The sequence below is a fragment of the Pseudoalteromonas sp. SWYJ118 genome (assembly GCF_015864505.1).
Taxonomy (GTDB): Bacteria; Pseudomonadota; Gammaproteobacteria; order Enterobacterales; family Alteromonadaceae; genus Pseudoalteromonas; species Pseudoalteromonas arctica.
Genome location: NZ_JADYXC010000008.1, coordinates 52,109 through 65,798, shown reverse-complemented (window position 1 = coordinate 65,798; position 13,690 = coordinate 52,109). Strand labels below are relative to the sequence as shown.

The 13,690-nt window shown below is 37.5% G+C and carries 18 protein-coding genes and 2 tRNA genes; 9 read left to right on the top strand and 11 right to left on the bottom strand.

What is annotated here, in order from left to right; translation table 11 throughout:
* Positions 1–47: 47 nt before the first annotated feature.
* The 10 genes from prc to I6F48_RS09835 form a co-directional block, all read right to left on the bottom strand.
* Positions 48–2,072 carry a carboxy terminal-processing peptidase gene (prc, locus tag I6F48_RS09880; RefSeq protein WP_165741349.1) on the bottom strand — a complete coding sequence of 675 codons (2,025 nt, stop codon included), beginning with the start codon at positions 2,070–2,072 and terminating at the stop codon, positions 48–50.
* A gap of 26 nt (positions 2,073–2,098) precedes the next feature.
* A complete protein-coding gene (proQ, locus tag I6F48_RS09875; RefSeq protein WP_007586916.1) occupies positions 2,099–2,749 on the bottom strand; it encodes an RNA chaperone ProQ in 651 nt (216 codons plus the stop codon).
* A gap of 15 nt (positions 2,750–2,764) precedes the next feature.
* Positions 2,765–3,043, bottom strand: a complete 279-nt coding sequence (locus I6F48_RS09870; RefSeq protein WP_002961910.1) for a hypothetical protein — start codon at positions 3,041–3,043, stop codon at positions 2,765–2,767.
* Complete coding sequence (locus tag I6F48_RS09865) at positions 3,043–3,501, bottom strand: GAF domain-containing protein (protein ID WP_007586917.1); 459 nt, start codon at positions 3,499–3,501, stop codon at positions 3,043–3,045. The genes I6F48_RS09870 and I6F48_RS09865 overlap by 1 nt, the downstream gene beginning before the upstream one ends.
* A 128-nt stretch (positions 3,502–3,629) precedes the next feature.
* The gene (locus I6F48_RS09860) at positions 3,630–4,010 is read right to left on the bottom strand and encodes a hypothetical protein (protein WP_197119326.1); all 381 of its coding nucleotides are present in this window, start codon (positions 4,008–4,010) and stop codon (positions 3,630–3,632) included.
* Between the two features lie 174 nt (positions 4,011–4,184).
* Positions 4,185–4,430: a hypothetical protein gene (locus tag I6F48_RS09855; protein WP_165727867.1), complete on the bottom strand. Its 246-nt coding sequence runs from the start codon at positions 4,428–4,430 to the stop codon at positions 4,185–4,187.
* A 13-nt stretch (positions 4,431–4,443) separates the two neighbouring features.
* Complete coding sequence (locus tag I6F48_RS09850) at positions 4,444–5,256, bottom strand: CPBP family intramembrane glutamic endopeptidase (RefSeq protein WP_165741348.1); 813 nt, start codon at positions 5,254–5,256, stop codon at positions 4,444–4,446.
* A 118-nt stretch (positions 5,257–5,374) separates the two neighbouring features.
* Positions 5,375–6,271 carry a LytR/AlgR family response regulator transcription factor gene (locus tag I6F48_RS09845; protein ID WP_231615207.1) on the bottom strand — a complete coding sequence of 299 codons (897 nt, stop codon included), beginning with the start codon at positions 6,269–6,271 and terminating at the stop codon, positions 5,375–5,377.
* A 370-nt stretch (positions 6,272–6,641) separates the two neighbouring features.
* Positions 6,642–6,732: transfer RNA gene (locus I6F48_RS09840), tRNA-Ser, on the bottom strand.
* An 83-nt stretch (positions 6,733–6,815) separates the two neighbouring features.
* A tRNA-Ser gene (locus I6F48_RS09835) sits at positions 6,816–6,906 on the bottom strand.
* 251 nt (positions 6,907–7,157) lie between these two features.
* Here I6F48_RS09835 and I6F48_RS09830 point away from each other — a divergent pair.
* From I6F48_RS09830 to I6F48_RS09800, 7 genes are read left to right on the top strand one after another with little or no spacing between them, the layout of a single operon-like run.
* A complete protein-coding gene (locus I6F48_RS09830; RefSeq protein WP_007580214.1) occupies positions 7,158–7,823 on the top strand; it encodes a Bax inhibitor-1/YccA family protein in 666 nt (221 codons plus the stop codon).
* Between the two features lie 55 nt (positions 7,824–7,878).
* Positions 7,879–8,232 (top strand): sulfurtransferase complex subunit TusD, encoded by a 354-nt coding sequence (tusD, locus tag I6F48_RS09825; protein WP_165741353.1) that lies wholly within the window; start codon positions 7,879–7,881, stop codon positions 8,230–8,232.
* Positions 8,229–8,585 carry a sulfurtransferase complex subunit TusC gene (tusC, locus tag I6F48_RS09820; protein ID WP_007580210.1) on the top strand — a complete coding sequence of 119 codons (357 nt, stop codon included), beginning with the start codon at positions 8,229–8,231 and terminating at the stop codon, positions 8,583–8,585. The genes tusD and tusC overlap by 4 nt, the downstream gene beginning before the upstream one ends.
* A complete protein-coding gene (locus I6F48_RS09815; protein WP_165741352.1) occupies positions 8,582–8,848 on the top strand; it encodes a DsrH/TusB family sulfur metabolism protein in 267 nt (88 codons plus the stop codon). The genes tusC and I6F48_RS09815 overlap by 4 nt, the downstream gene beginning before the upstream one ends.
* Positions 8,849–8,851: 3 nt before the next feature.
* Positions 8,852–9,181 carry a TusE/DsrC/DsvC family sulfur relay protein gene (locus tag I6F48_RS09810; RefSeq protein WP_007580207.1) on the top strand — a complete coding sequence of 110 codons (330 nt, stop codon included), beginning with the start codon at positions 8,852–8,854 and terminating at the stop codon, positions 9,179–9,181.
* A complete protein-coding gene (locus I6F48_RS09805; RefSeq protein ID WP_166376829.1) occupies positions 9,181–9,867 on the top strand; it encodes a pseudouridine synthase in 687 nt (228 codons plus the stop codon). Before I6F48_RS09810 ends, I6F48_RS09805 begins: the two co-directional genes overlap by 1 nt.
* Positions 9,860–10,297 carry an NUDIX hydrolase gene (locus tag I6F48_RS09800; RefSeq protein WP_165741350.1) on the top strand — a complete coding sequence of 146 codons (438 nt, stop codon included), beginning with the start codon at positions 9,860–9,862 and terminating at the stop codon, positions 10,295–10,297. Before I6F48_RS09805 ends, I6F48_RS09800 begins: the two co-directional genes overlap by 8 nt.
* A gap of 45 nt (positions 10,298–10,342) precedes the next feature.
* Here the strand turns inward: I6F48_RS09800 and I6F48_RS09795 are convergent, their stop codons facing one another.
* On the bottom strand, positions 10,343–11,614 hold the full coding sequence (locus I6F48_RS09795) for a sensor domain-containing diguanylate cyclase (RefSeq protein WP_024592557.1): 1,272 nt from the start codon (positions 11,612–11,614) through the stop codon (positions 10,343–10,345).
* Positions 11,615–11,974: 360 nt separating this feature from the next.
* Between I6F48_RS09795 and mnmA the strand changes: the two genes are divergently transcribed.
* Positions 11,975–13,075, top strand: a complete 1,101-nt coding sequence (gene mnmA / locus I6F48_RS09790) for a tRNA 2-thiouridine(34) synthase MnmA (protein WP_007580201.1) — start codon at positions 11,975–11,977, stop codon at positions 13,073–13,075.
* Positions 13,075–13,677, top strand: coding sequence for a high frequency lysogenization protein HflD (hflD, locus tag I6F48_RS09785; protein WP_024589171.1), 603 nt, complete (start codon positions 13,075–13,077; stop codon positions 13,675–13,677). Before mnmA ends, hflD begins: the two co-directional genes overlap by 1 nt.
* The last annotated feature ends 13 nt before the right edge of the window (positions 13,678–13,690 follow it).

Genomic DNA, 13,690 nt, shown 5'->3' with positions numbered 1-13,690 from the left:
GTAAAAAAGGCGCTAATGCGCCTTTTTTATAGAGGTAAAACCAGTTGTTACTTCTTAGCTATACGACCATAATTAATATAATCTTGAGTAATTAATGCAGCTTCTTCCAAAAATGGGTCAAGCTCTTCAATTACTTCAGGTAAATCGTCTAAGTTTTCTACCGGATCTTTACCTAAACGCTTAAGACGCTCGTTAGTACGTACAAGTGCACGTGCTTCACCTTCATCTTTTTCTTTAATACGGTCTGCTTCAACTAAAGAGATAGTTTTACGGTCTTTCTCTTCGTTGTATAAGGTAATGTCATTAAATACATAACCAAATTCTGGTTCTGATTTAATTCGTACTTCGTGTTGTTTCTCAAGGTACGTAATAATAGGTGTTAAATTACCTAATTTTTTGTATTTCGCTTTAACAATGCTGTCCCAAGGAAGTGCATTATCTTGCTTACTTTCGCCCCACTCTGCAGGATCAATTGCTGATGGAAACGAAATATCAGGGATCACACCTTTATGTTGCGTACTACCACCGTTAATACGATAAAACTTAGCAATCGTATACTGTACGCTACCCAGCGCATTATCGTATAAATCGTAAGCGCGGCCTAAGCCTTTGTGCTGCTGTACAGTACCTTTACCAAAAGTCTGCTCGCCAATAATAACCGCACGGCCGTAATCTTGCATAGCTGCTGCAAATATTTCAGAAGCAGAGGCACTGTAACGGTCAACTAAAACAGTTAAAGGACCATCGTAATAAGTTATACCATCGCGATCTTTTTGCTCTTCAATACGGTTATTTAAGGTATGAATTTGAACAACTGGACCTTGGTCAAAAAACAAACCAGACAGTTGTGTTGCTTCATATAAAGAACCACCACCATTTTGGCGTAAGTCGATAATAATACCATCAACTTTTTCTTCTTTAAGCTTAGCCAGCTCAACTTTTACATCTTTCGAAAGATTATTGTAAAAGCCTGGAATTTCAATCACGCCAACTTTACTTGTTAAATCAGAGTATTTTGCTTCAAATACTTCTGATTTAGCCGCTCTATCTTCAAGTCGAATTTTATCACGCGTGATTTCAACAACTTTAGGTGCGCCGTGAGCGTCAACACCTTTTAAATACTGTAGACGTACTTTAGTCCCTTTAGGACCTTTAATTAAATCAACTACGTCATCTAAACGCCAGCCAATTACGTCTACAAATTCTTCGCCATCTTGGGCAACACCAATAATGCGGTCATCAGCTTTAATTTGATCTGTTTTATCTGCAGGGCCTCCCGGCACTAAGCTGCGAATAACAGTGTAGTCTTCATCTGGGCTTAGTACGGCACCAATGCCCTCAAGCTCTAAGTCCATATCCATTTTGAATTGCTCTGCACGACGTGGCGATAAATAAGACGTATGCGCCTCAATACTACGTGCTAGCGAATTCATAACAATTTGAAAAGCATCTTCTGAATTAGATTGTACTAAACGTTTTTCTGCATTTTTATAGCGTTTGGTCAGCACTTCTTTAATGCCTTCCCAATCTTTACCCGTCATTTTTAAACGCAGTGCGTCGTACTTTACACGCTCACGCCAAATTTCATCAAGCTCAGCTTGTGACAAAGGCCATGATGAATCTTCACGGTCAAAAAAGTATTCATCTTCTTTATCAAACGTCATTTCTTTTTCAAGTAAAGTAAGTGAATACTCGTAACGTTCAAAACGGCGTTTAAGACTTAAGTTAAAAATATCAAACGTAAAGTCTAATTTACCGGTAGTAATAGCGTTATCAAAGTCATCACGATATTGCTCAAAAGAAGCAATATCGCTGGCTAAGAAAACGCTTTTATTAAAATCAAGGGATTCGATATAACGATCGTACACTTTACTAGAAAGCTCATCGTTAAATCGAACCGGTGTATAGTGTGAACGAGCAAATAAGCTAGCCACTCGTTTGCTAGCAGTACCATGTTGACTCTCTTGCTTAAGCTGGGGTAAATCGTCAATTGTAACGGCTTCTACAGCAGCAAATAATGAACCTGAAAACAGGGCAGCAACTAACGGAATGAGCGTAAACTTTTTACTCATACACAACTCCTTAATTTATTTACAACTTAAACGATGTATAAGCTGTCAGCTTTGGTTTTAACTTGCATACCAGTCACTAATTCAACATGAACGTCATCTTTGTTCACTTCAGTGATTACTGCATTTACAAGTGCTTGGCCAAGTTTAACCTTAACCTTATTATTAACCTTGACCTCAGTTGCTGGTAAAGGTTCAATTTTTCCTGAACGTTTAACTGGCGCTGCTTTAGCAGGTTTGTTAGCTGCAGGTGCGTTTTTATCGCCTGCTTTGCTAGCATGAGCTGGTTTTTTCTTGAAAGATTTAGAATCAGAATCTTGGCGAGGACGCTGTTGTTTTTTGCGTTTTGCCATTTTAGCACGGCTTTCTTCCAATGCTTTTTGTGCATGGTCGATATGCTCTTGCTCAACTTTTTCACCTTGATTACCATCAAGATCAATACGAAACTCTGACTTTGTCACAGCTTCTAAATAACGCCAATTAGACGTGTATTTTCTAAGCGCTTGACGAACTTGAGTCTTACTTACTTTTTCAGACCCTTCAATACGCTCAGCAATATCTTTAAAAATACCTACTTTAAGCGGCTTGATGCCATCTTTTTGTTTAAAACATTGTGGGAATTCTTGATATAAAAATTCCAACACTTCATTAATATCTTTTAGCTTGTTTGTGGTTTCCATTTTAGAACCTATTTTTCACATCTTTTCATCAAGGGACGAATCGACGTAGTGTGTTACCCAGTCGACCAACTCTTCGAAATCGGCTTCTATTACAGCCATATCACCCCGAAGGTGTTCCCAAATACCATTAATTGTTTCATCAATAAATTCACATTCTGAATCATCTGGAAGACGATCCCATGCAATATGAATTAAATCATTGAGCGTTTCCGCTACATGCTCTTCTTCGCCTTCCCAGTCGCCAACATCTTGCACAGCAAATAGGTAGTCTTGAACATTTAGCAAATCTTTCATTACAGGCTCGCCTCTAAGCATTTCACTAATGCTTCAAGGCCAGCTTTATCATCAGCATCAAATCGGCCAATACTTGGACTATCAATGTCTAGTACTGCGAATACTTTACCATGTTTCATGATAGGTACAACCACTTCAGAGTTAGACGCTGCATCGCAGGCTATATGCCCGTCAAAAGCGTGAACATCTTCAATTAATTGTGTTTCAGCGGTTGCCGCAGCTGTTCCACATACCCCTTTCCCAACGGGAATACGGATGCATGCAGGATTACCTTGAAACGGACCAAGTACTAATTCAGTAGGAGAATCCATAAAGTAAAAGCCCGCCCAATTTACATCTTCTAAAGAGGTAAATAACAGCGCGCTTATGTTTGCCAAATTGGCAATTACATTAGATTCACCAGCTATCAGCGATTCAGTTTGCTTAACTAATGACTGGTAAAAATCGTGCTTTTGCATACCAAACTACTTCTTATTAAACATACAGTAGCTAAAGGTACTCTTTGTCGTGAAAAATTGGAACCTTTTGGAGGTAAAAAAAAGGAAATCACACCGTTTATCAGCGTGCTTGGTTAATAATGCTACGATTATTTTTTTATCGATTTGCGAAGACCAAATAAAAACAGTCCGGCTGCAAATGCTGACATAACACTATTAATCAAAAATATCTCGCCAGTTGAGGCACTTAATAAGTAACTAAATATAGCGCCACCTAACAAACCAAGCGTTAATACACCTGAATAATTAACTTTAGAATACTTAAACATTAGTAAATACCCTGGCACAACAAAGGCCGCCATCGTTAAGCCTACAATATGTGCATTTGAGATAGCAGTCATCAATAGTTGAAAAAATACGGATAAGAAATCACCCTGTAGCGTTAGTGCATAATACAATCCTAACAAGCTACCAATAATTACCGGGGACAATAATGAAAGCGCGACACTTTTTGCGAGTTGATGTTTCATCTAATAATCCTTAATACAGAGTATAAATTTTAATGTATTAAGCATGCACCAAGATCTAAAGCTTAGAAATAGAGACTATGGTCGTAATTTATGATTAAAAATAAACCTTATTGCAGTATGAGCCTATTAATAAATTAATAGGCTCATACGTTTGGGTCATACTTATCAAAGTGCTTATAACTGAGCTATTTTATTTGATAACTCAAAGTGGCGAGATGTTACTATTTCCTCTAGCACTGCCAATCTTTTGTTCAACATCGCTGTTTGTTCCTCTAATTTTGTTATCTTATTATTACTCAGTCCTTTAAATTTTGCTTGCGCTGCCATTATTGTAGTTTTATAGGTGAAATAACGTTTAGTAATAGTAAGAATCACAAAGGGTGAGCTAAATATAGTTATTACAATAAATAGTTCTAGCATGGTCGTTTCCCAATCAATTTAAGTTAGCTTGTTGCGTATAAAGGCCACTTTTAGTGCATTGAAATAATTTTGATAATGTAACTTCGCGCTGCTTTCCTCGTCGAATTAGCATCTCAACATACACAATACTTAACACAATGGCTGTTGCTTTAAACAAGTTACCTTGTAGATCACCTACTGCGCCACCCGACATACCAAATATTCCGTAAGCTGCATTCATAAAAATATGCATCCACATAGGAAACCAAATACGATAACCACATTCACAATATAGCCACGCAAACCATGTACCTGCTACAGTAGTGATCGCAACCGCCATCAATGCAGAAATCGCATCATTACCTTGATAAATATGACCCAGGCCAAATATTACTGAACTAATTAATGCCGCAGGCACAAAGCCCCATCTACTATATTTAAATAAAACACCAAACAATGCAGCCCTAAAAATTAGCTCTTCAAAAAAACCCGCATAAACTGAGCCGGTGATTATTGCTGGTATTGATAGGTTAAGTTCATCACTCAAAAATCCATAACCTATTGCCATAGGAGCACAACAAATAATTGCTGCGAGTGCATAGTTAATAAAACCAGAAGAATTAAGCCCTATAGATTCAAAAGGCTCACTTTGTTTAAACAAAATAATAGCCGCAATAACTAACGGTCCATATAAAAAAGTATATTTAGCGGGGGTAAATAAAATGCCAGTTAGATTATCAAGTTCAGACAACCAGCTAGACCAACCTTCTCCCCAAAACTGCCTCATTACATAGTGGCAAAATACAAATATAGAAATTATTACAAGTGCCTTGATAGCGTATTTCATATCTACTTTCCTCGTTAAGTTGTAAATTTCAACTTAATCTTGGCAATAGTAAAAATACAAAGCGACTTATTAGGTCTCAATTACAAGACGAGGTATAAAGCCCATGTTTTAGGGGGGATTAACATGTTTTTGGGATTAATGACAAAGCATCTTTTATTACTTTTACATAAGAACGAGACACCGGTATTTTAATATCAATTGTATGCAGCGATAATTGCAACCCTCCAGCATTACCACTGTAGTGCTGAATGTTTTGCAGGTTGACCGCATAAGAACGGTGGCATCGTAATATAATTGTATTTTCTGGAAGCTGCTTTAATAAACCGCTAAGAGATACACGTAATAGTTTACGTGAAGTTGAAGCTCCTTCCAGTATTGTTATTTCACAATAGTTGTCTGAAGATTTAATAAATAAAATATGGTGATGAGCCGTGTTAATTTCGTCGTTTTTATTATCGCCTTTAAGAGTAATTGTCTTTAATTCAACTTCTCTCAACTGCTCTTGATCGACGCTAACTGTACTTGGCTTAGTTAAATCTATTACATGCCTATTTACCACAAGTAAAAAAATAAGAGGAAATACACCAATACAAAAAATATACCCTACAAAAAGTAATTGATTCTGCCAATGCCAAGACCCAAGTACAGCAACCACAAAATACCCATGATTGAATAACGCAGTAATTAAAATATATGTGACAGGAATAATAATTAAACGGCTTAATTTACTTAGCTTAAACTTAAGTAACACTATTTCTATGAAACCTGACAATAGCAAAGCACAAAAGGTTACTAACCCATAGCCAAAAAGCCGCAGAAACTTGTAAGACTCGGTATCGCTTGAAGTGCCAAAAGGTTGAAATACAAAAAGTACAAAAAGCGCTATAAACGAAAACATGACGGCACGATATACAACTAACTTTCTCGAATCTAGATCATCTTTGAGCCACAACATCCTATTTTGCATACCTTTAATCCACCAATGTTTAAAAATAGCACACATTAATATGTGCATTCCAACTCATTTAAAATTTTTTGTGATGGTAGTTTTATTAAAAACAAAAAAAGGAAGAGAACATCAACGTTATTTAACAGCAGAAGGTGGTGTGTGAGCAATTCTATCTGCTTTTAAGATTTTACTAATGAGAGATAAAACATGTAATACCAATTCGCTTAATTAAGTGGTCTATTTTGAGGGCGGAAAAACGTGTTGATAGCTAGGCAAAAAATCCGCTATTAGTTGTTCTAAATGAGAATTTTTTAATGCAGGGAGCGACACGTTTAGCCCCGCAAAATGATTAAGTATTATTACGGATTGGTATAAGTGCACTGATTTTGTTCCAAACACAAAAAAGCCCGCTAAATTAGCAGGCTATTTTGTTATATGGTGGAGAGATAGGGATTTGAACCCTAGATGGGCTATAAACCCATGCCGGTTTTCAAGACCGGTGCATTCGACCACTCTGCCATCTCTCCGATACTGCTAAGTTAAAAGTAAGAGTGTACTAATAACTATTTAAATGAATGATACTTTAATTACCACACACTTATTAAATAAGTGGTGGAGAGATAGGGATTTGAACCCTAGATGGGCTATAAACCCATGCCGGTTTTCAAGACCGGTGCATTCGACCACTCTGCCATCTCTCCGCACGGCCTGCATAATAGGGAAACCCATCCCTTTTGTGAAGCTTTTTTTTAAATTAATTGTTTAAGTGCTTAAAAAACAATTAATTTGTCTAAAGTTAGAACAAAGTGTTTTTAATTTAGCCGTCAATACTCTTTTATTTAAATATTTAACTCTATTGATCTACAAAGGTTTGCCCAAACATATAAGAGTTGGTAATCTAATTTTAGTTAAATTATCGAAACACACACGTTTCACTTAAAGGAGCTCTACAATGGCGTTTAATCAATCGTACAATACCGCGAAACCGGTAATGTCTACCATTGAAACAAACAAGGTACTTAAAAACACCTACTTTTTACTAGCTATGACACTTGCTTTCAGTGCTGTTACAGCCGGTATTTCAATGGCACTACAATTACCTTACTTTATGGGAATTGTGTTTACACTTGTTTCGTTCGGTTTATTATTTGTTGTAAATAAAAAAGCAGATACAGCATCTGGTGTATTTTGGGTGTTTGCTTTCACAGGTTTAATGGGGGCTGGCTTAGGTCCATTACTTAACCATTATGCTGCAATGCCTAATGGCCCAATGCTTATTATGCAAGCGTTAGGTTCTACGGCGCTTATCTTTTTTGGTTTATCTGCTTATGCACTGAACACTAAAAAAGACTTCTCATTTATGGGTGGCTTTTTAACGGTTGGCTTAATAGTTGTGATTGTAGCTAGCATTGTTAATATTTTTGTTGGCAGTTCGCTGATGTTTATGGTGCTTAATGCGGCAGTTGTATTGATCATGTCTGGTTTGATTTTATTCGATACAAGCCGAATCATTAATGGCGGCGAAACCAACTACATTCGCGCAACAGTGTCTTTATACCTAAGCGTATATAACTTATTTACGTCTTTACTTGCTCTACTTGGCGCAAGTGATGACTAATTAAATAGTTCTGTTAAAATAGCCCCTTAATTGGGGCTTTTTTATTGGAATTGTTTTGTCACGTTTTGTTCTTTCATTACATACACCACCATCCGATCACGATACAACGCAAAGGTTAGTTAAGTTTGCGAATGCATGTTTAGCCCAAGGGCACACCATTGATGCTATTTTTTTATACCAGCAAGGTATTTATCATGCATCTACCCACTTTGATTTATCCTCAGACGAACTTCAAATTTCAGCACTTTGGCAGCAACTCGCCGATCAAAAACTAAATTTAATGCTGTGTGTTACCGCCGCTGAAAAACGCGGGTTTGATATTAAAAACACAGGTGTATTTGCAGTCGCAGGGCTAGCTGAATTTGCAATGCTTGCAAGCGACGCTGATAAATGGGTGCAATTTAAATGATAAACGTATTAGTAATGAGTCAGTGCAGTCCATTTGACGATTTAAATATTCGTGATGCACTTGATATGACATTGATATTTGCTGCCGTTGACCAAAATGTGAGTTGGTTGTTTAGCGGCCCCGCCGTTTTAGCTTTAAAAAAGCATCAACAACCAAACAATATTGGATTAAAAGATTTTTTTAAAAACATTAAAACACTCGAAATCTATGATGTTGAAAACATCTACGTGTGTGAAAAGTCATTGCTTGATTATGGTTTAAATAAACATGATTTACTCATAGAGGCAAAAGCACTCAACTTTAGCCAACAACAAACATTAATTAAAGCGCAGCAACATGTGGTGAATTTATGAGTACATTACATATATTTTCAAAGCCGCTTAATTATTACTGCGCAAATCAGCTAGAGAACTTAATTTTATCAGACGATAACGTGCTACTTGTTGGTGATGCCTGCTTTGCAAAAAAACAATTTAGGCAATTTGCAGATACACTGTTAATACTTGAACAAGACGCGCAAGTACGTGCAATAAAATTAACAGATAACGATAAAGCCATTAGCTATGAAGACTTTGTAGCACTCACTTTATCAACTAATCAATCAATTACGTGGTAACTCATGCTTGAATTTAACAACCAACAGATTGAAACCGACAAACAAGGTTACTTGCTTGATCATACTTTGTGGTCAAAGGAGCTTGCACCTGTAATTGCTATCCAAGAAAACATTACCCTTAGCGTTCAACACTGGGAAGTAATTAACTTTGTTCGTGATTTTTATATTGAATATAACACCAGTCCAGCAATTAGGATGCTTGTAAAAGCAATGGCTAAAGCACTCGGTGAAGACAAAGGAAACAGCCTTTATTTATATAAATTATTCCCTAAAGGCCCTGCTAAGCAAGCAACAAAAATCGCCGGATTACCAAAACCAGCTAGGTGCATATAATGAGATCTAAATCAGGCAATAATCAAGTAACTGAATCCAAGCCAAAAAGAAGTACAGGGCGTACTTATTCACGCAGTGCACTTAACAAAACACCTTCAGGTAAAAGAGAAATAAAGCCGCAAATAGCATCTAAAGACAGAAAAATTGTGTTATTCAATAAACCATTTGATGTGCTATGCCAATTTACAGATGACGCAGACAGAAAAACTCTCGCTGAGTTCATCCCTATTAAAGAGGTTTACGCAGCAGGAAGATTAGACAGAGACAGTGAAGGTTTATTACTTTTAACAAACTGTGGTAAATTGCAAAACACCTTAACTGCACCTGATAAAAAAACGAATAAAACATACTGGGCACAAGTTGAAGGTGAACCAACAAGCGAATCAATTAATGCTTTATGCAATGGCGTAGAACTTAAAGACGGGCTTACACTCCCCGCTAACGTTAAAATAATTGATGAACCTACAATTTGGACTCGTAATCCGCCTGTACGCGAGCGAAAAGCAATCCCTACCACTTGGCTAAGTATTACGATTAATGAAGGTAAAAACAGACAAGTTCGCCGAATGACCGCACATATTGGCCACCCTACACTTCGCCTTATTCGCTATAGCATTGGCAACTATACGTTGGATGATATTAATTGTGGTGAATACAAAGTAATTAAGGGCGTAGTTGATGCATAAACCGCATGTAACAGTTGCGGCAATAGTAAAAAAGCAAAATGAGTTTTTACTTGTAAAAGAGCGCGATAAATTCACTCATCAAATTTGCTACAATCAGCCCGCAGGTCACTTAGAAAAAAATGAAACACTTGCACAAGCCGCAAGCAGAGAGCTACTTGAAGAAACAGGCTTAGCGCTTGAGCCAGTCGGCTTTTTGGGTGTGTATAATTTGCATGCCGAAAATGGAGTGCACTATTTACGATTCTGCTTTTTATTTGAAGCGCCTGATAATATAAAAGCGCCAACGCCAATAGATACCGACATTATCAGCGCTAACTGGTACACATTAGAGCAAATAAAATCACTACCGCTTAGAAGCCCTTTAGTATTGAAGTGTATTAACGACAGCCTGAATCGACCAGTATTAAGCCTAGAAACTATTTATAATTAGCTATATTGGGGAGTAGCTTAAATAAAATAATTAACTCTATTTTATTTACTCTGAGCTTAGAGCTATGCAGTTACGCCCTTGTTTTTTAGCATAATACAGGGCGTTATCAGCGGCTTTTACAAAGCTGATTTCATCACTATTTGTATAGTCACTGATGGTATTAATACCCATACTTATAGATAAAAATCCGGTAAAGCTATCCTGGTGTGCAATAGCTAAGTTTTCTACAGCTTTTTGTATTTGCTCAGCTATAAACAGCGCCCCTTGCCTATCGGTTTGAGGTAATAAAACAACAAATTCCTCTCCCCCATAGCGAGCAACAAAATCTTCTGGGCGACTAACCGTTGAAGCAATTGTTTGAGCCACATCATATAAACACGTATCGCCCGCTACATGCCCATACCGGTCATTAAATTGTTTAAAATGGTCAATATCGATAATAATCATCGATAGCATGCCTTCGCATTCTTTTGCTCGTTCGTACTCATGCGTTAGTTTTTCATCAAACCGACGCCTATTTGCAATCTTGGTTAATGCATCCAAAAAGGCCATATCCCTAAGTATATCCTCTGCTTCTAAACGCTCTGTAGCATCATTAAAAACAGCTAAAAACTCTTCGCCTATATCAATCCCTGAAATTTCCATCATCACTTGTGAACCATCACGACATGAAACTCGATAGTTATTTGCGGGTATATCGTTATTATTATTCAGCGCCTTTTCAAGTGAGTCTTGCCACAGATCTTTTACAAGTGCTCTATATTGCGGATCTGGATACGCTTTTTCCCACCACGATTTAAGATTAGGTACATCCTCTACTGTATAACCAAAAACATCTACAAAGCGTTGATTAACTTTCAAAATATCACCCGTTTTGGCACACACATTACATACCGGCATTGGCAAAACGGTAAATAATCTAGCGTAATGACTTATCTCATGTTTGCGCATAGGGTTGAGCGTACTTTGAGGTAAGTAACTCATTGGCATATCACTTTTTTCAATACTAAGCTTTTCGTCCATTTCTAAAGCAAAATACCATTCAAGCCACCAGTGCTCTACATGCTCAAGCACCTTTAGCTCAATGTTCTTTTTAGCAGTTGAGCCCTTAATTAAACTAAATAACTCATGTACATGGTTTGGTTCTTGGAAAATGTGAGGGTTTTTGAGTTTTATTAACTCATAAAAAAGGTGATAGGCTGACTTTTTAAACTCTGTCGTTTTACTAGAGAGTAATTCACTATCCACAAAATCAGATTCGTTTGTGTAGTGTTCAACTAAAGAATTTATCTTGTTTATTTGATAGGCGTAATTCATATATTCATTCCATTGACTATATATCAAGCGACTTAAAGTGGTTTACATTCATATACTCACCACTATTTTTATTTTATTAAGTGTATATTTACTCTAGTAGTTTTAAAAGAAAATACTATTAATAAAACTCAATAACTACATGAATTATTCTATAGTCTTAATTTATTAGTAAAGATCACTTTAATATTACTAAAGTTACAGCCTGATAACGCGCTTAAGTCTAGTTTGCTATTTGTTATATAAATAAAATACTGACTAATTCCCCTCTTTGCGCCCTTAGTCTCTTTAAGCACAAACAAAATACATGCTATAATCGCTGCCTTTCCAAGTTAACAGCAATCTGTATAAGCGAAATTATTCATGAGTGAAAATAGTCACATTAAAGTCATTGTTGGCATGTCCGGCGGTGTTGATTCTTCTGTATCTGCATATTTATTACAACAACAGGGCTACCAAGTAGAAGGCCTGTTTATGAAGAACTGGGAAGAAGACGACAATGATGAATACTGTGCTGCCGCTGATGACTTAAAAGATGCACAAGCAGTGTGTGATAAGTTAGGCATTGAGCTTCACACTGTTAACTTTGCAGCAGAATACTGGGACAACGTATTTGAGTACTTTTTAGCTGAGTACAAAGCAGGTCGTACACCTAACCCAGATATAATGTGTAACAAAGAAATTAAATTTAAAGCCTTTTTAGAATTTGCTGCTCAAGCACTCGGTGCTGACTTTATTGCAACAGGTCACTATGTTCGCCGTGAGCTTCGCGATGACAAATACGTAATGTGTCGCGGACTTGATAACAATAAAGATCAAAGCTACTTCTTATATACTCTAAGCCATGAACATATTGGCCAAACGTTATTCCCTGTAGGCGATATCGAAAAACCAGAAGTACGCCGCATAGCAGAAGAACAAGACCTAATCACTCACGATAAAAAAGACAGCACAGGTATCTGCTTTATTGGTGAGCGTAAATTTAAAGACTTTTTACAAAAGTTCTTACCAGCACAACCTGGCGTTATCGAAGACACAGACGGTAATAACGTAGGCGAACACGAAGGCTTAATGTACCACACACTTGGACAACGCAAAGGCTTGTTAATTGGTGGAATGAAAGAAGGTTCTGGTGAGCCTTGGTACGTAGTAGATAAAGACCTTGAGCGAAATGTACTTATTGTGGGCCAAGGTAAAGATCACCCTCGCCTATACAGCAACGGTCTTAACGCAAACCAACTTCACTGGGTAGACCGTATTGGCCCTAAAGGCACAACTCGCTGCACAGTAAAAACGCGTTACCGCCAAGAAGACTTAAGCTGTACCCTACTTGTAGGTGAAGACGGCATGGCACGCGTATTATTTGACGAGCCACAAAAAGCAGTGACGCCTGGTCAATCTGCCGTATTTTACGCAGAAGATATCTGTTTAGGTGGCGGTATTATTGATTCGGTGATTAAGTAATGAATGAACACCAAGTCATGGCGCTTGCCGCCATGTGCCAGGCTGCTAAACAAGTTCAAAAAATTGCCCAGTACGGCAACAATAACGAACATGATTTAGAAATCTTACTTTCAAGTATTATTCAAACATCTCCGGCATCGCCAGAAGATGTTTACCAAGGTACTGACAACTTACGTGATGGTTACAAAACATTAATGGCGCAGCTAACCGCAGGCGCTCAAAAAGATGTTGAAATTGTAAAGTACGTAGGTGGTTTAATGCAGCTTGAGCGAGCACTAAGTGCAAACGACAAAAGCTTAAACGAATTAGGTAAACGAATTGATGATATTCATCGTCGTTTAGACCACTTTGCTATTACCGATGAGAGCGTTGTTGCCGGTTTAGCAGATATATACTCGTCGGTGCTGAGCCCCCTTGGGCACCGAATACAGGTTTATGGCAAACCCGAGTTATTAAAACAGCAACTCACTCAAAATAAAATCCGTGCGTTATTACTCGCCGGCATTAGAAGTGCAGTATTATGGCGACAAATGGGCGGTAAACGCCGTCACTTTTTCTTTGCAAAAAGAAAAATACTCGCCATTGCTAAAACAAAAATTTAACTATCGTTCAAAC